General features: G+C 53.4%; 17 protein-coding genes and 1 tRNA gene. 11 read left to right on the top strand and 7 right to left on the bottom strand.

Features of this window, described 5'->3' with window-relative positions; genetic code table 11:
• Nucleotides 1–12 precede the first annotated feature (12 nt).
• Nucleotides 13–462, top strand: coding sequence for a dihydroneopterin triphosphate diphosphatase (nudB, locus tag BLV85_RS08755; protein WP_090414332.1), 450 nt, complete (start codon nucleotides 13–15; stop codon nucleotides 460–462).
• A gap of 80 nt (nucleotides 463–542) precedes the next feature.
• Here nudB and BLV85_RS08750 read toward each other — a convergent pair.
• The 5 genes from BLV85_RS08750 to BLV85_RS08725 form a co-directional block, all read right to left on the bottom strand.
• Nucleotides 543–619: transfer RNA gene (locus tag BLV85_RS08750), tRNA-Val, on the bottom strand.
• Nucleotides 620–685: 66 nt separating this feature from the next.
• On the bottom strand, nucleotides 686–1615 hold the full coding sequence (locus BLV85_RS08745; RefSeq protein WP_090414330.1) for a universal stress protein: 930 nt from the start codon (nucleotides 1613–1615) through the stop codon (nucleotides 686–688).
• A 253-nt stretch (nucleotides 1616–1868) separates the two neighbouring features.
• On the bottom strand, nucleotides 1869–3575 hold the full coding sequence (locus BLV85_RS08740; RefSeq protein WP_090414326.1) for a coiled-coil domain-containing protein: 1707 nt from the start codon (nucleotides 3573–3575) through the stop codon (nucleotides 1869–1871).
• 649 nt (nucleotides 3576–4224) lie between these two features.
• The gene (locus BLV85_RS08730; protein ID WP_090414323.1) at nucleotides 4225–5505 is read right to left on the bottom strand and encodes a c-type cytochrome; all 1281 of its coding nucleotides are present in this window, start codon (nucleotides 5503–5505) and stop codon (nucleotides 4225–4227) included.
• On the bottom strand, nucleotides 5502–6221 hold the full coding sequence (locus BLV85_RS08725; protein WP_090414321.1) for a c-type cytochrome: 720 nt from the start codon (nucleotides 6219–6221) through the stop codon (nucleotides 5502–5504). The genes BLV85_RS08730 and BLV85_RS08725 overlap by 4 nt, the downstream gene beginning before the upstream one ends.
• Before the next feature lie 12 nt (nucleotides 6222–6233).
• Here BLV85_RS08725 and BLV85_RS08720 point away from each other — a divergent pair, with 12 nt between their 5' ends.
• Nucleotides 6234–6752: a DUF3293 domain-containing protein gene (locus BLV85_RS08720; protein ID WP_245725150.1), complete on the top strand. Its 519-nt coding sequence runs from the start codon at nucleotides 6234–6236 to the stop codon at nucleotides 6750–6752.
• 125 nt (nucleotides 6753–6877) lie between these two features.
• Here BLV85_RS08720 and ftsH read toward each other — a convergent pair whose 3' ends face one another.
• On the bottom strand, nucleotides 6878–8719 hold the full coding sequence (ftsH, locus tag BLV85_RS08715; protein WP_090414358.1) for an ATP-dependent zinc metalloprotease FtsH: 1842 nt from the start codon (nucleotides 8717–8719) through the stop codon (nucleotides 6878–6880).
• Between the two features lie 301 nt (nucleotides 8720–9020).
• On the opposite strand from ftsH, the gene BLV85_RS08710 reads away from it, so the two are divergent.
• Both BLV85_RS08710 and fghA read left to right on the top strand, forming a co-directional pair.
• The gene (locus tag BLV85_RS08710; protein ID WP_090414319.1) at nucleotides 9021–10127 is read left to right on the top strand and encodes an S-(hydroxymethyl)glutathione dehydrogenase/class III alcohol dehydrogenase; all 1107 of its coding nucleotides are present in this window, start codon (nucleotides 9021–9023) and stop codon (nucleotides 10125–10127) included.
• A gap of 7 nt (nucleotides 10128–10134) precedes the next feature.
• A complete protein-coding gene (gene fghA / locus BLV85_RS08705) occupies nucleotides 10135–10995 on the top strand; it encodes an S-formylglutathione hydrolase (RefSeq protein WP_090414317.1) in 861 nt (286 codons plus the stop codon).
• 90 nt (nucleotides 10996–11085) lie between these two features.
• On the opposite strand, the gene BLV85_RS08700 is transcribed toward fghA, so the two are convergent.
• Complete coding sequence (locus BLV85_RS08700) at nucleotides 11086–12261, bottom strand: type III PLP-dependent enzyme (protein ID WP_090414314.1); 1176 nt, start codon at nucleotides 12259–12261, stop codon at nucleotides 11086–11088.
• 512 nt (nucleotides 12262–12773) lie between these two features.
• Here BLV85_RS08700 and fliL point away from each other — a divergent pair.
• The 7 genes from fliL to fliR are packed head-to-tail and all read left to right on the top strand — an operon-like array spanning nucleotide 12774 to nucleotide 17115.
• Nucleotides 12774–13253 carry a flagellar basal body-associated protein FliL gene (gene fliL, locus BLV85_RS08695; RefSeq protein ID WP_090414312.1) on the top strand — a complete coding sequence of 160 codons (480 nt, stop codon included), beginning with the start codon at nucleotides 12774–12776 and terminating at the stop codon, nucleotides 13251–13253.
• A 12-nt stretch (nucleotides 13254–13265) separates the two neighbouring features.
• Complete coding sequence (gene fliM, locus BLV85_RS08690) at nucleotides 13266–14255, top strand: flagellar motor switch protein FliM (RefSeq protein WP_090414310.1); 990 nt, start codon at nucleotides 13266–13268, stop codon at nucleotides 14253–14255.
• A gap of 15 nt (nucleotides 14256–14270) precedes the next feature.
• A complete protein-coding gene (fliN, locus tag BLV85_RS08685; protein WP_090414309.1) occupies nucleotides 14271–14777 on the top strand; it encodes a flagellar motor switch protein FliN in 507 nt (168 codons plus the stop codon).
• A gap of 5 nt (nucleotides 14778–14782) precedes the next feature.
• The gene (fliO, locus tag BLV85_RS08680; RefSeq protein WP_090414307.1) at nucleotides 14783–15226 is read left to right on the top strand and encodes a flagellar biosynthetic protein FliO; all 444 of its coding nucleotides are present in this window, start codon (nucleotides 14783–14785) and stop codon (nucleotides 15224–15226) included.
• A 52-nt stretch (nucleotides 15227–15278) separates the two neighbouring features.
• A complete protein-coding gene (gene fliP / locus BLV85_RS08675) occupies nucleotides 15279–16016 on the top strand; it encodes a flagellar type III secretion system pore protein FliP (protein WP_090414355.1) in 738 nt (245 codons plus the stop codon).
• Nucleotides 16017–16031: 15 nt separating this feature from the next.
• Entirely contained in the window at nucleotides 16032–16304 is a 273-nt protein-coding gene (gene fliQ / locus BLV85_RS08670) for a flagellar biosynthesis protein FliQ (protein ID WP_090414305.1), read from the top strand.
• 34 nt (nucleotides 16305–16338) lie between these two features.
• Complete coding sequence (gene fliR / locus BLV85_RS08665) at nucleotides 16339–17115, top strand: flagellar biosynthetic protein FliR (protein WP_090414303.1); 777 nt, start codon at nucleotides 16339–16341, stop codon at nucleotides 17113–17115.
• Nucleotides 17116–17432: the final 317 nt, after the last annotated feature.

Below are 17432 nucleotides of genomic sequence, written 5' to 3'. Positions count from 1 at the left end.
CGGATTGTTCTGTTGCAAGACTACAAGCTCCCCGTATCGGTTCTGGTTGTCATTCACACCAGCGACTTGCAGATTCTGCTGCTTGAAAGAGCTGATCACCCCGGTTACTGGCAATCGGTAACCGGCAGCCAGAATCCGAGTGAAACGCTCACTCAAACCGCTATTCGGGAAGTGCACGAAGAGACGGGTATCGATGCAAGTGAGCATTCACTGATCGACTGGCAAATACAGAATCAGTACGAGATCTATGAAGAGTGGCGCTGGCGTTATCCGCCGGGCGTCACACATAATACCGAGCATGTGTTCAGCCTGGAAGTGCCCGCCAAAACCCCGATCAATATCGCTGCACGCGAGCATTTGGGGCATATCTGGCTCCCCTGGCAGGCAGCCGCGGACAAGGTATTTTCCGCAAGCAATGCACAGGCCATCCGCTGGCTGGCATCGAAACTGACGGCGGAATGACTTTCTGGCAAGGACTGGGAAGAGCAACTGGAATTAAATCAATAGGCATAGCACCAGAATTCTGTTTCTGCACAAAATCCTGGTAGGCGCGATTGGACTCGAACCAACGACCCCCACCATGTCAAGGTGGTGCTCTAACCAGCTGAGCTACGCGCCTAGGAAAGCTGGCATTCTAACCGAAATCACCAGCAGCTTCAAATTTATCTTGCGGCCGGACAGCCTCCTAGCCGAAAGACAACGCAACCTGACTGTCACGCTCGGAGACTTCGACCGGCACTTTTCCGCGCATCAACAGCAACGGGCAAGTTGTATGATTGATGATCTGACCCGCCACGCTCCCGTGAACCACGCGGGCCACACCAGACCGCCCATGGGTACTCATGACGATCAAATCCACCTGCTCAGCCTGGACAATCCGGGGAATGACATTCACCGGGTCACCCAATGCCACTCGGAAGCAGGATTCGACACCTGCAAGTTGCAACCGCAATTTTATACACTCCAAGTAGCCCACTGCCTGCCGAACAACGGGTGCATGCTCGGTGTCATGCAAATCAACAGCTGCTTGAGCGTCTGAGCGCCCGTCCGGGCAATCCGCCGGCTCCACCACACGAATCATATGAATGTTTGCCCCCGTCAGCTGTGCAAACTGGCATGCTGCAGGAATCGCCGTCTCGGCCAGCGGCGTGCCATCGAGCGGCAGGAGCACAACATTGGGCACCGAATCTGGCTTCGCCTGAGCCTGGGGCGGCGCCAAAAACACCGGTTGGCGGGCATTGCGCACCACCTCATCGGCCACGCTGCCCAGCGGAGCCAGACCGAGGCCGGATCTGCCGTGCGTAGACATGGCAATCAGATCGACTTGCGCCTCTTCTGCCAGACCCAGAATGGTTGCGGCAGGCGCGCCCGCTAAAACCTGATGATTGACCCTGAAGCCCAGCTGGCCAAGTCGTTGTGCGACAGCCTGCAGCCGCTCTCCCCCGCCTGAAACAGCAGCCGGTTTGTCATGACTGCGTCCGGCGAGGATGGGCGATGGCAGCGCCGTCATGAGCAGGAGCTCGCTCTGCGCCGGTGTCACAAAACGAAGCAAATGCGGGATGACTCGCTCAGCCAACTCCGAATCATCCAGCGGGATAAGCACTCGTTTGATCATTTATTCACTCCTTCACAATCACATATACGTGGATAGCATGCACCGAGAACGTATGCTTCAATTTGATCCCGGTCAATGAAAAATCCGGTTTCATCTCCTCCTGATTTCGGATCCTCCCATTAGGGTTCTCAGGTTTAACGATACACCCAAACATACCATTGCACAAAATTCCAGGCGCCTCGGTCGCGGATGGTTTTAGGGCTCGCTCCCGAATACGTAACAACTTATGCCCAAGTTATTCATTAACGGGCGCTTAGCCAACATGCCGGGCCGATGGCAACAATGGCTGTGCCGGCGGCAGGTGGACCGTAACCTGTTCGAATGGAATGATCCAACCATACTGATTGCAGGCGCTGACTGCAGTGCGTTGCAGAAAGCGGCGGATTGACCAGTAATCTTCGGCACCTGCACCGGTGAATATGGCCACAACCAATAGGTTCAACGAAGAAACTGCCGCCTCATTGAATTCCACCAACAACGTTTTCAAATGAGGATGAAATGGCTGTTGCACCAACTGCTCCTGCAAGTAGGCGCGCAGCGTTGGCACGATCTCGCTCAGGATGACATTTTGGTGTTGATAATCCACACCAAACGTAATGGGCACGGCAAAACCGTCTCGTGACAGGTTGCGGGGATTCTTCGCCAGATAGCTCTCGACACTGAAGGTCGTAATCGCCCCCATAATCTGCATCTGCACCGTTTCCGGTGTCTGGAGCAGCACCTTGCCGAATACATCGCCATCGAGAATCACAATATCGCCTTCCTGGCTCGGAAACCAGGGCTCATCCGGCGCATAGGGGCGCGATTGCATGTCGATCAGGCGGTCGATGGGCAAGCGCAGCAGACCGCCGCCATGCAGCAAGGGATTATGCAGGAGGGTATAGAAGTTAAGTGACACAATTTTCCAGGGGATGCCCTGATAGACAATCCGCTCCCCTTCCCGCACACTGCCCATATTAAGCAGAATACGGATCTCCTTGATATAGCGCGGCAACGATTTTTGCAATCCCCACACCAGCCCGATGGTCAGCAATATCAGCAAGCCCAGCAGCAGCCAATCATCACGCACATACAAGACCAGAATGGCGGTAAACATGGATAAAATAATAGCCAGCGTCCGGAACAGCAAAATGGCAACCCGGGCCATCCTGCGCGTGCCGGGTTCGTGACGCCGGCTGTTCAATCTTCCGAACAGGCGTTCCAGTCCAGCCAGAAGCAAATAAATCAGCATGAAACCGCTGATTGCCAACACGATGTTCAGTCCCCGCCCACTGGCAAATTCCTGCAACTTGGCGGCCAATTCCTTGCCTGGCTCATTACTTGGGGCACTTAAGCGTTGCAGTTGCGCATGGATGCGTTGCAAACGCCTTTCAGCGCTCTCGCGCTGATCCTGCCACTGCTCGAACAAAACATTGAGCGCCTTTTTGACTGACGCAGCTTCGGTTTGCGCAATCGCATCCTCCAGCTCGGCTATGGCCGAGCGTGCGATTTGCAGCCGGTCTTCATAGACTGCACGCTCGCTCTTCAACCGCTCCATCAGGCGTGGCCGCTCGGTCAATTGCTTCAGCTCGTCGAATATTGGCCGCGCGATCTCCTCGAGCTCCCGTTGCCAGTTAAACGAAGCTTCTTTTGGTTTGTGAACCAGCGCTGACAGACTCAATCCACCGGTCGCGGTTTCTTCAAACAAATTTTTCATCTCCTGGAGATCCCGATCGAGCGCTTCCAATTGCGCCTCAATTTGTTGCGCTGCTGCTGGATCGGAAGTGCGTTTCACTTGCCGCTTGAGCTGGACGCGTTCAGCCTCGATTTTGTTGATGGCCTCCAGCAGCGTCTGCAATACTTCCTCCGGGCTGGCCGGCGCTGCCGTTTCTGCGGCTACCGATGCGTCAGCTGCCGGCTGTGCATATAAGCCCGGCAACCACCCCAAAACGATAAACAGAATCAATCCGCGTACAATCATTAAAGTACTCCTCGACATGTATGATTTCTCTCTGACCGATCGGCACGCCCAAATCCAGTTACCGGATATGTCGTGCACCCCTTTAAGGGAAAACAACTATTATTCAAGGTCAAACAGCCGGATAACGATATCGGCATCTGGCTGAGCAGGTGTTATTTGGACTGCTCATCAGGCAAACAAGCTGGTACGTTTGCAATAGCGGTGGTGGTTTATTCTGATATTCCTGAATATGCCTCCATACAATTTTCAGTCAGTTTATGGCGCACAAGTGCACCCGATCGGATCGTTACCGGCTCTCCCATAGGGTGGGCTTGCGCACCGATCAACTGGATAGTTTCGCGCCTGTTGGCACTGGCTATAACAAGAGATTACCGTTACGTTTGAAGGGTTACTGAAAATGGTTCAAGCCGGATTGCTGCATACAAAACCCTAAGGAGTCGCTCATAAATAACTGTAACATTTGGATCGCATCTGGTAGGCGCACTGCGGCGTTACTCGTCGTCGCCATAGCCTTGCCATGACTCCTCCTCTCGCCTTGCATTGCATCCCGCCAGACGCGCCCAATTGTCACACTTATTTCTTCACGGCTCCTAAGCAGCGTCGCCCGGTCCCGTGCATGCGCGAGCATAGCCCGCGCAGCCATCCGGTATCAGAACTCGTTTCCCCGGCTTTGATCGACATCGAGCGGACTGACCAGGCTGCCAAAATTACCCCAGGCATTTCTGATATAGGAAACGACCTGAGCGATCTCGGCATCACGAATGATATGCTGGTAAGGCGGCATGCCATAGGGGCGCGGATTGCCTGCCGTGGACGGGGGATAGCCGCCATATAGCACGCTCCGGATCGTATTCAATGGAGATTTCATGGTGACACTGCGGTTACCCGCCAACGGTGGATAAATACCGGGTGCCCCTTGCCCCGACTCCCCATGACAGTCCTGGCAATACTTCTCATAAACCAGTTCGCCACGTGCCAAATATTGACGAACGCCCTCCGGCATATCAGGTATCCGTCGCGTCTTGCGAGCGGGATCCGGTTTGCCGATGGATTGCAGGTAGACTGCCATGGCACGCATGTCTTCAGGCGACAAATGTTGCAGGCTCTGCCGAACAATAGTGGCCATCGGACCTGTGGTGACTGCGTCGCTTGTAATGCCGGTGGACAGTAATTCAACGATTGTCTCGATGGGCCAATCACCCACTCCGGCTTCCTGCGGGGCGATCAATGACGGCGCATACCAGTAATGCCCCATGATCTCGCCCCCCGTCAGTTTGTCGTCCTGGCTTGCACCCCATACGTTGCGAGCAGTATGGCAGGCATCGCAGTGCCCCAGTCCCTGCACCAGATAGGCGCCACGATTCCATTCCTCACTTTTGGATAAATCGGCTTCATAGACACCCTCCTTGAAATACCACACCCGCCAGAGAAACAAGAGCAGTTGATTGTCATAGGGGGAACGGATCCGGTGCGGTAGATTGGTTTGGCGGACGGGAGTAAGTGAGCGCAAGTATGCAAAAATCGCATCGGCATCCTCTCGTGTCACCTTGGTATATTCCGTATAGGGAAAAGCCGGATACAAATAACGACCATCCCTGGATTGCCCATGGTGCATTGCTTGCCAAAAGTCGTCCGCACTCCACTGACCGATACCGGTCTCATTGTCGGGCGTGATGTTAGGTGTGACAAACTCTCCAAATGGCGTGTTCAGCCTGCGCCCACCCGCATAGGGCTTGCCGCCACGGGTCGTATGACAGCCCATACAATTACCGGCGCGAGCCAAATAGGCGCCCTGCTGCACAACTGCCTCGGTGGCCGTGGCACTTGCCAGCACTTGGCCCGATGCGAGAGACATCCCCAACAGCCCTCCGGCAATGGCAATGATCATTTGCCGGCTCCCCTTCCACCACCACTGAAACGAACCGCTCATTGCACAATCTCCTTCTCCGACAATAAATGCCGGCAGCGCCGCACCATTTCTGGCGCCAGCGTGCCGGACTGGGCCGGTTTGCCCGCGACCGGCCGGCCAGGCAGCCACATCACCAAGGCATTGACTTCGTACTGGGTCAGCTTATTTGCAATCTCCGACATACAATCAGGGATCTGGCCACGCATGATGCCACCATGACGCCAACCGCCGAATTGAGCGGCGAGATAGGCATGCGGCAAACCGAGCAGCCCCGGTATGAATGGCTCCACGCCCATCAGCGCATCTCCATGACATGCACTGCAGGCGGGCAGATCACGCATGGAATCACCCTTGTAAATCAGGTTTTCCACCGTCTCGATCTGTTCGGATGACATGGCGCGTGACTTAGGCTGCGGATAAACATACGGCAAGGTGGCAAAATAGTGCGCAATCTCCCGCATATATTCATCTGACAAATTTTCAAGCAAGATGGCCATGGGCTGATAATAGCGCCGGCCATCCCGGAAATTACGCAATTGATTAAAAAGATAGCCTGTAGGCTTACCCGCAATCCGGGGATAATAGGCGTCTTGACCCGTTCTGTCGATATCACCATGACAAAGCGTACAAGGCTTGACGCGTTCTTCCAGGGTGTCGGGCACCTCAAGAAACATGGGCTGGGCAGCATTGGCCAGACTAAAACCCAGGGACAACCAGATAACAATAAAAAGCTTCATTTGGACCCAATCGTGAAAAAGTATCGAGAATTAAACACTGAATCAGGGGTGTTTCTTGACAGCCTGTATCAGCGCCAAGCCATTCTACAAGATGGCAGTGTAGAGCAATCCAACCTGCCGACCAAACTGATTCTTAACTATGCGGTCGCGCATTACCACGTCCGGGTCGAAGCCAGCAGCAGCATCATCCTGCTGATCGGCCAACATTGCCCCCCGCTTGCCGCACTCTTGCGGCAACGGGGTTGTCGGGATGCACTGTACATCACGGCCTGCAACCCAGGCAGCCAGATCCTGTCCGCGGCCAAGAACCAGTTGGCCAACCAGCGCCTGCAGGAAAGATTGACCCAATACAGCCGCTTTATCTATCCAGGCGAGAGTATCGACCTCAGTGGCGTATGGCCTGCGGAAGCAGGCTTTCTCGCGCTGAGTCTCGAATTGACGGCAGCCCAACGGATCGCCCGTGAATTTGGCCAGAATGCGATCGTTTGGGCCGCAATGGACGCCATGCCGAAACTGGTTCTGCTGCGCTAGGAAGCTGTCCGAGACTGATCTACTGCGGACGAACCTGCCAGAAATCATGCACGATGGGATTGCACACAGGCAGTAGCATAACTGACGCTGTCTGGCTCAAGTCAATGCAGCAGAGCGGCTGTTTCCTAACTCCCAGCTTCGGCTCTGACTTCCAACTTCAATGCCTCGATCTCGGGCTGATTGAGGGTTTCCGTCTTGAGCAATTGTTCGGCAGCCTGATCCAATGCTGCCCGATTCTTGTCCAGGATCTTTATCGCACGTTCAAGCGCCTGATCAACCAAGTTACGTACGGCCGAATCCACTTTATTGGCAGTATCCTCACTATAATCGCGGCCTTTTGGAAAGGCGAGTCCGGGTTGCAAAAATGGCGACTGGTCCCGGTCATAGGCTACATTTCCCAACGCATCGCTCATGCCATAGCGTAATACCATCGCACGCGCAATATCGGTAGCGCGCGCCAGATCATCCGAAGCACCAGTGGAGATTTCTCCAAAAACCACCTGCTCGGCAGCACGCCCACCGAGCAATACGGCCATTTTGATTTCCAGCTCCTTGCGTGTCATCAGAAAACGGTCTTCGGTCGGACGCTGGATGGTATAACCGAGCGCGCCCACACCGCGCGGAATAATCGAAATTTTGTGTATTTCATCGGTGCCGGGTAGCGCAAGCGCCACCATGGCATGGCCCAGCTCATGATAGGCAACCGTCCGCCTTTCTTCCGGGTTGAGCAGACGATTGCGTTTTTCCAGCCCCGCTATGATACGCTCGATCGCGTTGTTGAAATCATCCATGCTCACTGCTGCCGCCCGTCGCCGGGTGGCCAGCAATGCCGCCTCGTTGATCAAGTTTGCCAGATCCGCCCCCGTAAAGCCGGGTGTCAGGGCAGCAATTTTCTCGCAATCGACGTCAGTATCCAACGTGACCTTGCCTATATGCACGCCCAGAATTTGCTCCCGGCCTTTTTTATCCGGCCGGTCCACCAACACCTGGCGATCGAAGCGGCCGGCGCGCAGCAAGGCGGCATCGAGAATCTCCGGCCGATTGGTTGCAGCCAGCAATACGATACCACTGGAAGGATCGAATCCATCCAGTTCGGCCAGAAGCTGATTCAAGGTCTGTTCCTTCTCATCATGGCCGCCGAAACCGGACGCACCCCGCGCCCGCCCCAGCGAATCAAGCTCGTCGATGAAAATGATGGCTGGCGCCATTTGCCGCGCCTGCTCAAACAGATCGCGGACCCGCGCTGCCCCCACACCGACGAACATTTCGACAAATTCCGATCCGGAAATCGAGAAAAACGGCACACCCGCCTCACCCGCCACGGCTCGTGCCAGCAATGTTTTTCCGGTGCCAGGTGGGCCAACCAGCAAGATGCCCTTGGGCGCCCGACCGCCTAAGCGGCTATAGTCGACGGGATTCTTGAGGAAGTTGACGATTTCCTCCAACTCTTCCTTGGCTTCATCGACACCGGCTACATCAGCAAAGGTCACCTTGGTTTCCTTTTCCACATAAACCTTGGCCCGGCTCTTGCCTATCGACATCAAACCGCTCCCTCCCATCATGTTTCTGCTCATCCGCCGAATGATGAACAGCCAAATTCCAATAAAAATGGCCATCGGCAATATCCAGGAAAGCAAATCGCGGAGCCAGGTGCTTTGCACGACCCCTGTGTAGACAACGCCGTGCTTGTCCAGTATCTCGGCCAGATCCGATTCAACCCGGGTCGTGACAAAATCGGTGAAATTTTCGGTAGCGGTTTCCCGGAGCGAACCATAAATATGGTTCTCGGTGATGTTGACTTCCGCCACATGGCCACGTTCCAACAGTGACTGGAACCGGCTGTAGGGAATCGGCTCAATCCGGGTATATTCGGAATAAATACTCTGAATCAGCAAAATACCAAAGATTGCAGTCAGGATATACCAGAAATTGATTTGCGCCTTCTTGTCTATTGATTGGTTATCCATGGTCATGATCGTTTTCTTTTCCTACTCTATAAATAACAGTGATGAAATAAAAAGCCGCTTGAGACAAAGCCAGCTGATCGCTAATTTATATGGCAGACATCGTGATCACGCTACGAGCCGGATTACACCGCATTTCCTCAAGCAGAAATCGCTACATATAACTAGATAATACCCAATTTACCCAATTCAATGCTGAAATGTACATGCCGGGATCAAAATTTCAAACACAAGCGGGGTTGCATGATCGCGCCAGTCACATACAATATCGCTTCATACAACCCGATAAAAAGGATTATTCGCAATGAAGACACGTGCGGCAGTCGCCTGGCAGGCAGGTCAGCCCCTTACAATCGAAGAAGTCGATCTGGATGGACCGAAGGCAGGCGAAGTACTGGTTGAGATCAAGGCCACGGGAATATGCCATACGGATTACTACACCCTGTCGGGCGCGGATCCCGAAGGGCTGTTTCCGGCCATACTCGGCCATGAGGGTGCGGGGGTTGTGGTCGAAACCGGACCCGGCGTCAGGACGCTCGCGCCAGGGGATCATGTCATTCCGCTATACACACCGGAATGCCGGGAATGCAAATTCTGCCTTTCCCGGAAAACCAACTTATGCCAGGCTATTCGCACTACACAGGGACGAGGCTTGATGCCCGACAGTAGCGCGCGTTTTTCTCTTAATGGCCAGACCATCCTGCATTACATGGGCACTTCTACCTTTTCCAATTATGTCGTCGTGCCTGAAATCGCGCTGGCCAAAATTCGCAAGGATGCGCCGTTCGACAAGGTTTGCTACATCGGCTGTGGGGTCACCACCGGCATCGGTGCAGTTGTATTCACGGCCAAGGTGGAAGCCGGCGCCAATGTCGCGGTGTTCGGTTTGGGAGGAATCGGCCTGAATGTCATCCAGGGCGCTCGCATGGTCGGGGCTGACCGGATTATCGGCATCGACATCAATCCGGCACGCGAGTCACTGGCGCGCGAATTTGGCATGACCCATTTCATTAATCCCAATGAAGTGGATAACATCGTCGATGCGGTCATACAACTGACCGATGGGGGGGCAGATTATAGTTTTGAATGCATTGGCAACACGCAAGTCATGCGTCAGGCGCTGGAATGCACACATAAGGGCTGGGGCCGCAGCATTATCATCGGGGTAGCCGAAGCCGGCGCGGAAATTAGCACCCGTCCTTTTCAGCTCGTCACGGGTAGAAAATGGGAAGGTTCCGCTTTCGGCGGTGCACGTGGCCGTTCCGATGTGCCCAAAATCGTTGACTGGTACATGGAAGGAAAAATCAAGATCGATCCATTGATTACGCATACCCTCAAGCTGGAGGACATCAACGAAGGCTTCCGGTTGATGAAAGCCGGCGAATCGATCCGCTCGGTAGTCATTTACTAACAGGCGTATGTCAATCAAACTCGAAACCCGTGTCCAACATACCTGTTTTGATGGCGCCCAGGGATTCTATCAGCATCATTCCGAGATTATTGGCCTGCCCATGCGATTCTCGGTTTACGAGCCGCCACTGGCCAGACAACAGCGGGTGCCTGTACTCTTCTTTCTGGCTGGACTCACTTGCACGGAAGAAACTTTCATGATCAAGGCCGGCGCTCAACGTTACGCAGCCGAGCTGGGGCTGATGCTGGTCAGCATGGACACCAGTCCTCGCGACACCGGCATTACGGGAGAAGCGGATGATTGGGAAATCGGCGCGGGCGCCGGTTTTTATTTGGATGCGACCGAGCCGCCCTGGTCCAAATACTTTCACATGGAAAGCTATGTCACACAAGAATTGTGTCACGTCATCCTGTCCAAGTTCCCTGCCGACCCGGAACGGATGGGTATTTTCGGTCATTCCATGGGTGGCCATGGCGCCTTGACCTTGGCCTTGCGCCATCCCGGCCTCTATCAATCGGTATCGGCTTTTGCGCCAATCGCCGCGCCAATCAATTGCCTTTGGGGCCAGAAGGCATTCAGTCGCTATCTGGGGGAATCAACAGACAGTTGGCAAAAACATGATGCCACAGCCTTGATTGAATCGGGCCACCGGCTACCGGCACTTCTCATTGATCAGGGGCTCAATGACCCGTTTCTTGCCGAACAGCTCCATCCCGATTACCTTGAAACTGCCTGTCAGAAAGCCGACCAGCCCCTCCTCCTGCGCCGCCATGCGGGCTATGATCACAGTTACTTTTTCATCAGCACTTTCATCCGGGATCACTTGCAGCATCATCTTGCTCACTTGACGTCGACCACCCGGCAGTAGATATCCGACACTTCAAGGCATGCAAAAAGCGCAATACGGCCAGATGCCGTATTGCGCTTTATTGTCAGGGATCATGGGTGCAGACGATCCTTATAGTACAATCACATCCGGCAGCGGGAAGCCATTGAAATTACTGGCGTAGGCCGTCGTATAAGCGCCCGCATTCGGGATGATGATAAAATCGTCTTCCTGCAGGTTTTCGGGCAACATTTCCTCGTGCATGAGCACATCGACCGAATCGCAAGTGGGACCTGCGATCGACCAGGGAATCTCTGGACCATGACGCTGGGTCAGAATCTCATAGCGAAGCCCCTCACTCACTTCAATAATGCCGCCAAATATCCCCGCATCCCAGTACATCCAACGCTTGCCATTGCGGGTTGCCGTGCCAACCACGCGGCAAACAAAACAAGCCGAGTCGGATACCAGGTAGCGTCCAGGCTCGGCGATCACGCGAATGTCTTCCGGCAAATCGGCAATCGCCTCATTGACAACCTCCGAAATGACTTCAATGGATGGAATAGGCTTGATATGACGAACAGGATAGCCGCCGCCAATATTGAGCAGACGTGGTCTGAGTCCAACCGCTCGCATCTCGTCAAAAACCTTTCTGGCGCGCTCGATCCCTACTCGCCAATTCTGGGGGTTGCGGCATTGAGAGCCTACATGAAAAGTCACACCCGCCAGATCCGCCTGTAAGCGCACAGCTTCCTCGATAATCTCGCTAATATCCCCGAGATGGGTCCCGAACTTGCCCGCCAAAGGCCAATCACTGCCAATATTGGGGGTATCGATCCGCAAATACAGCTTGGCATCCGGCTTGATGCACACAATTTTGCGTAATTCCTCGACGCTATCGAGCACATACCACTCTACACCCTTGGCTGCGGCATACTCAAGGTAGGCGCGTGATTTCATCGGGTTACTGTAAAAAATCTCCGCAGCGGGTACACCCAGGCCCATCAGCAGATCGAGCTCTGCAATCGAGGCAATCTCAAAACTGACACCCTCTTCGATCAGCGTCTTCAATACACGCGGATCCGGATTGGCTTTGGCTGCATAGTGCGGATGTACACGCGGCATGGCTGCCTTGAAACGCCTGGCTTTGTTGCGCACAATGCGGGTATCGATCAGCAAAAAAGGTTTTTGATAACCTTTTTTCAGGGTGGTCTCTACCAGGGAAAGGTCCAGACTGATCTCGGGATGGGTGTCAAAAATGACATCTGTTTGTGCTTGCTGCTGCAAGATGGCGGTTTGTGTTTTCATGTATAACTCCTCTAGAAATCACTACGTTTCAGGAATATGAATGTGAACCCAGTCAGTCAGAACGAATAGGTTAATCTTGCATATCATGATGACCTCCTTATTGGCTACCGAAATACTAAAGGGTACGAATTATAGACTGCATTTTTTCAGAATCAAGCATTTTTTTGCATTAATTTTCCTGCAAAGATGCATGAATAATCATTAGGTTACGGTCGATTGGACCAGATTCCTGCACTTTAATTGCAAACGACATATAAAAAATCGGCCAAATCATGCCTTATAGCAGGCAACAATGCACTGAAAACAGGCTTCAAGAACAACACGACACACAGCCATCAGTACATGCAGCCCCTGCCCGTTTCAAGCTGCCGGTCCCTTGCATTGCCCGGACACGCGACGTACCAGAACATGGAAATGAACGACGAATAAGGGATTATTCACGCAATCGAACAGGTCTGGTGTCACGCATAATGTGCGCATATCGTTATATCGTTAATACGCGAGGAGATGTCATGGGTGATACGGCCGCACTAGTCGATACGAACAACAAGATGAAACTCGCTCTGCTCATTCTCACTGGATTGCTTGCCATCGGTGCAGCCATTGGCGGGACATGGTATGTGATGAAAAACCAAGTCGAGGAAGCCGAGGCCATATCCGGCATAAAACAGAAGCCAGCCACTTTCATCAAGCTTGAAACTTTCACGGTCAATCTGCAACCGGAAAACGACGAACGCAATTATCTGCAGGTGGATCTTGCCATCAAGGCCTATGAGAGCCAGGTTGTCGACCTCATCATGCAAAGAATGCCAGAAATACGCAATCAGATCATATTGCTGCTGTCGAGCAAAAAACCCAGCGAGATCTACCACCTGGAAGGCAAGCAACATCTCAGCCAGCATATTGCCGAGGCGATCAAGCTCAAGATTGAATCAGAGGTGTTGCAGGAAGATATAGCGGATATCTTGTTCACCTCATTCATCATTCAATGATAGCGCTGCATTATGGCCGAAAATTTTCTTACCCAGGATGAAGTCGATGCATTATTGAACCACGAAAGCGTCAACAATCAACAGACAGACGCAGACGACGACAACCCATCCGATAAATCCGGCGTTCGCCCCTACAACATGGCGACGCAGGAACGCATCGTGCGCGGGCGTATGCCCACCTATGAAATCATCAATGCCCGGTTTGCAAGACTCCTGCAAATCGGCATCTACAATTTCATGCGCCGGGCGGTGGATATTGCCATCGGGCCGATCAAAACGATCAAATACAACGAGTTTCTGCGCACCCTGGTTGTACCCTCAAACCTCAACATGGTTAGCATGAAGCCGCTCCGTGGTACGGCCTTGATCGTTTTCGATCCGGATCTGATTTTCTTGATTGTGGACAACATGTTTGGCGGAGATGGGCGCTTCCATACCAGAGTGGAAGGCCGTGAATTCACCATGACCGAGCAGCGCATTATCCAGCGCCTGCTGGAGGTCGTGTTCGAAGACTACGAGAAAGCCTGGAAATCCGTTCACCCAATCAAATTTGAGTACATTCGCTCAGAAATGAATCCCCAATTCGCGAGCGTTGCCACCCCATCCGAAATTGTTGTCACGACCACATTCGAGCTCGACATCGGCGGCAACCGGGGTGAGTTTCATGTCTGTATTCCATACACCATGTTCGAGCCGATCCGCGAACAGCTCAACAGCAGTCTGCAGGGCGACCCCCTGGAAGTCGACAAGTATTGGATCAAATCATTGAGCAGACAGGTACAGGGCGCAGAGGTGGAGCTTGTTGCCAATCTCGGCCATACCCAAGTCACCCTGCACCAGATTCTCAACATGCAGGCGGGCGATGTCGTGCCACTCGATATCCTGGATACCGTCACAGCCCAAGTGGATGGCGTACCGGTCATGGAATGCCATTACGGTATCCTCAACGGACATTACGCGCTCAAAGTCAAAACCATACGATCTCCAACCGAAACAGATTGATATCTGGAGCAAAATATGAATACAACGACAAAAACCGAACCACAAGCCGAATCACAAACCGATAGCGATGATTGGGCTGAAGCCATGGCGGAACAACAGGCATCGGAGGCCGCCAGCGCTCCGCAAACCAAGGCACCAGAATCTCCGGCAACCGAAGAGCCTGAGTCTGCTGCCCCCTCTCGTTCCGGTAATGAAGAATTGACCCAATCATCACCCGTGTTTGAACAATTCTCCAACAACAATACCCTGAACGACACTCACAACGATATCGACATGATACTGGATATCCCCGTACAACTGACTGTTGAACTCGGTCGCACCAGAATCGCTATCAAGAACCTGCTGCAACTGGCACAAGGATCCGTCGTCGAGCTGGATGGCATGGCGGGAGAACCGATGGATGTGCTGGTCAATGGCTGCCTGATTGCACAGGGGGAAGTCGTCGTCGTAAATGAGAAATTCGGGATCCGCCTGACCGATATCATCACCCCCAGTGAACGTATCCGCAAACTCAACCGCTAGTCCCTATGTCACGCCTACCCGCTTGGATTGCCCTTACATTATGTGCGCCAGTGCAAGTGTACGCCGAATCCGCCCAAAATCAGCGTTTTGCGGTCCCCCCCCCGGTCATTTCAATGGAAAACATGTTGCAGTTATCCGCTGGACTGCTGATAGTGCTGGCCTTGATTGGATTGATCGCCTGGCTATTCAAGAAAATCGGCATTCACCCTGGCGGGAAACCAGGCGTTTTGAAAATCATCACATCCACCAGCATTGGCCAAAGAGAACGCGTCGTATTGACAGAAATTGGCGACACCTGGCTGGTGCTGGGCGTTGCACCCGGCCATGTCACCCTGCTCCACCGCATGGATAAACAAAATCATTGGGTCAACCAAGCAGCCGCCACGCCGCCTGGTGAGGAATTTTCCGATAAACTGCAAGCCAACCTGAAACAGGATCATGCCCAATAGCATCACCATCAATCCTGGCAGCGTATGCAACCGCTACCGGTTGACACCCGGCATGGCCCGTTGCCTGCTGGCATTGGGTCTTGGCCTTGCCTTGCCCGCGTTCGCACAGCAAACCGGCCTGCCGGCCATTACCAGTGCGCCGTCCCCCGATGGCGGAACGACTTACACGCTCAGCCTGCAGACTCTTCTGCTGCTGACTTCTTTGACTTTCCTGCCGGCCATTGTACTGATGATGTCCAGCTTTACACGCATCATCATTGTCCTGTCACTGTTACGGCAAGCCATTGGCACGCAGGCCTCCCCTCCCAATCAGGTCCTGATCGGCCTGGCATTGTTCTTGTCTTTTTTCGTCATGTCGCCCGTCATCGACCAAATCTACACCGAGTCCTATCTGCCTTTTGCAGAAGACAAGATCAACATCATGGAGGCGGCAGAAAAAGCCAGCGATCCACTCAAGACTTTCATGCTCCGCCAGACGCGCGAAACAGACCTGGCCTTATTCGCACAGATTGCCGACAGCGGAGAAATCGAAGGCCCGGATCAGGTGCCGATGAAAATCCTGGTTCCCGCCTATATCACCAGCGAATTGAAAACAGCATTTCAAATCGGGTTCGTGGTCTTCATTCCCTTCCTGATTATCGACATGGTCGTCGCCAGCACCCTGATGGCCATGGGGATGATGATGCTCTCGCCCATGATCATCTCGCTACCGTTCAAACTGATGCTGTTTGTGCTGGCGGATGGCTGGCATCTACTGATCGGATCACTCACACAAAGTTTTTATATCTAAAAAAGGAGCGAAACCATGAGCCCGGAACACGCCATGACCATAGGCCGGCACGCGCTGGAAATCACCTTCATGGTCGCTGCCCCCCTATTGCTGACAGCGCTTGCAACCGGCCTGATTGTCAGCATCTTTCAGGCTGCCACGCAAATCAACGAAATGACCTTGTCATTCATTCCAAAACTGCTCGCCATGTTTGCCGCCCTGGCATTGGCAGGCCCCTGGATGCTGCAAGTGATGCTTGATTATATCGAAAGGCTGTACGCCAGCATTCCCTGGATGGTCAACAGCTGATTTCGGCCATCCTGCGGCTGCTGGACCTGTTCACATGCTGAACATCACCACCGCCGAGTTGAATACCTGGCTGGCAACACTGCTCTGGCCGCTCACCAGGATACTCGGCCTGCTTGCCAGCGCGCCGGTACTGGGAAATAACGCCATTCCGGTCCAGGTCAAATTGGGGCTGGCCGTGCTGCTCACCATTCTGGTGGCGCCATCGCTCCCCCCGCTCCCCCGGATCGATCCAGGTTCGGGCATAGGCCTGGTCATTCTATTGCAACAAGTTGTGATCGGACTGGCCATGGGGTTTGCCATGCGCATCGTCTTCACTGCGGTGGAAATGGCGGGTGAAATCATCGGATTGCAGATGGGGCTCGGTTTTGCCACTTTCTTCGATCCCCAGCATTCAGGCCAGGTTCAGTTAATTGGGCGGTTCTTCGGATTGATCACCACACTGGCCTTTCTGTCCATCGACGGCCACCTGCAAATTGTTGCATTGCTGGTACGAAGCTTCAGTATTCTGCCGATCGGCCTCGAGGGCGTCACTGCCTTATCGTTTGCCACACTTACCAATTGGGGCATCGAAATCTTCACACTGGGACTGCGCCTGGCATTGCCCGTCCTGACCGCACTGCTCATCACGAATCTGGCATTGGGCATCCTGACACGCGCAGCACCACAATTGAATATATTTGCCGTCGGCTTTCCCCTGACACTGGGGATCGGACTGGTCATGATGTCATTGACTCTCCCCTACTTCGCGCCGGTGCTCCGCCAAATATTCCTGGATGGCTTTTCCATGGCACACACACTCATCGAGCCTTGATGAGTTGCATCGGAATTTTTTGCTGTTGGCCGCCTGCAAAATCTGGAAATAGACATTTCTCAATCCGCCATTTCCTCAAACAAGCCTTTTTTCCACCGCTTCTTCACCCATTCACAACTTGCGTGTAATTGATAAGGTAGCTGGGAGGCTCTCCGAGAGACTGACCTGCCGCGGACGAATCTGCCAAGCTGTATTTTTCGATCATTTTCGTTGAATAGTACACCCCCTGTGTCAGAATAGTTGTCGTGTCTAATTTTTAATTAATATTCGGGGGCGATAAGGAATAAACAATGACACGATATTCAAAAGAACGCAAA

This window comes from Nitrosomonas halophila (assembly GCF_900107165.1).
Lineage (GTDB): Bacteria > Pseudomonadota > Gammaproteobacteria > Burkholderiales > Nitrosomonadaceae > Nitrosomonas > Nitrosomonas halophila.
Note: the sequence above shows the minus strand (reverse complement) of the source record. Positions and strands in the feature narration are given on the sequence as shown.

Excerpts from the sequence above, each read along its gene's own strand:
- BLV85_RS08700 (WP_090414314.1), bottom strand. The coding sequence starts at position 12,261 with ATGAAAACACAAACCGCCATCTTGCAGCAGCAAGCACAAACAGATGTC.
- fliP (WP_090414355.1), top strand. The coding sequence starts at position 15,279 with ATGGCCCGTTGCCTGCTGGCATTGGGTCTTGGCCTTGCCTTGCCCGCG.
- BLV85_RS08730 (WP_090414323.1), bottom strand. The coding sequence starts at position 5,505 with ATGAGCGGTTCGTTTCAGTGGTGGTGGAAGGGGAGCCGGCAAATGATC.
- BLV85_RS08745 (WP_090414330.1), bottom strand. The coding sequence starts at position 1,615 with ATGATCAAACGAGTGCTTATCCCGCTGGATGATTCGGAGTTGGCTGAG.
- BLV85_RS08710 (WP_090414319.1), top strand. The coding sequence starts at position 9,021 with ATGAAGACACGTGCGGCAGTCGCCTGGCAGGCAGGTCAGCCCCTTACA.
- fliR (WP_090414303.1), top strand. The coding sequence starts at position 16,339 with ATGCTGAACATCACCACCGCCGAGTTGAATACCTGGCTGGCAACACTG.
- fliN (WP_090414309.1), top strand. The coding sequence starts at position 14,271 with ATGAATACAACGACAAAAACCGAACCACAAGCCGAATCACAAACCGAT.
- BLV85_RS08725 (WP_090414321.1), bottom strand. The coding sequence starts at position 6,221 with ATGAAGCTTTTTATTGTTATCTGGTTGTCCCTGGGTTTTAGTCTGGCC.
- fliQ (WP_090414305.1), top strand. The coding sequence starts at position 16,032 with ATGAGCCCGGAACACGCCATGACCATAGGCCGGCACGCGCTGGAAATC.
- BLV85_RS08740 (WP_090414326.1), bottom strand. The coding sequence starts at position 3,575 with ATGATTGTACGCGGATTGATTCTGTTTATCGTTTTGGGGTGGTTGCCG.
- fliM (WP_090414310.1), top strand. The coding sequence starts at position 13,266 with ATGGCCGAAAATTTTCTTACCCAGGATGAAGTCGATGCATTATTGAAC.
- fliL (WP_090414312.1), top strand. The coding sequence starts at position 12,774 with ATGGGTGATACGGCCGCACTAGTCGATACGAACAACAAGATGAAACTC.
- fghA (WP_090414317.1), top strand. The coding sequence starts at position 10,135 with ATGTCAATCAAACTCGAAACCCGTGTCCAACATACCTGTTTTGATGGC.
- fliO (WP_090414307.1), top strand. The coding sequence starts at position 14,783 with ATGTCACGCCTACCCGCTTGGATTGCCCTTACATTATGTGCGCCAGTG.
- ftsH (WP_090414358.1), bottom strand. The coding sequence starts at position 8,719 with ATGGATAACCAATCAATAGACAAGAAGGCGCAAATCAATTTCTGGTAT.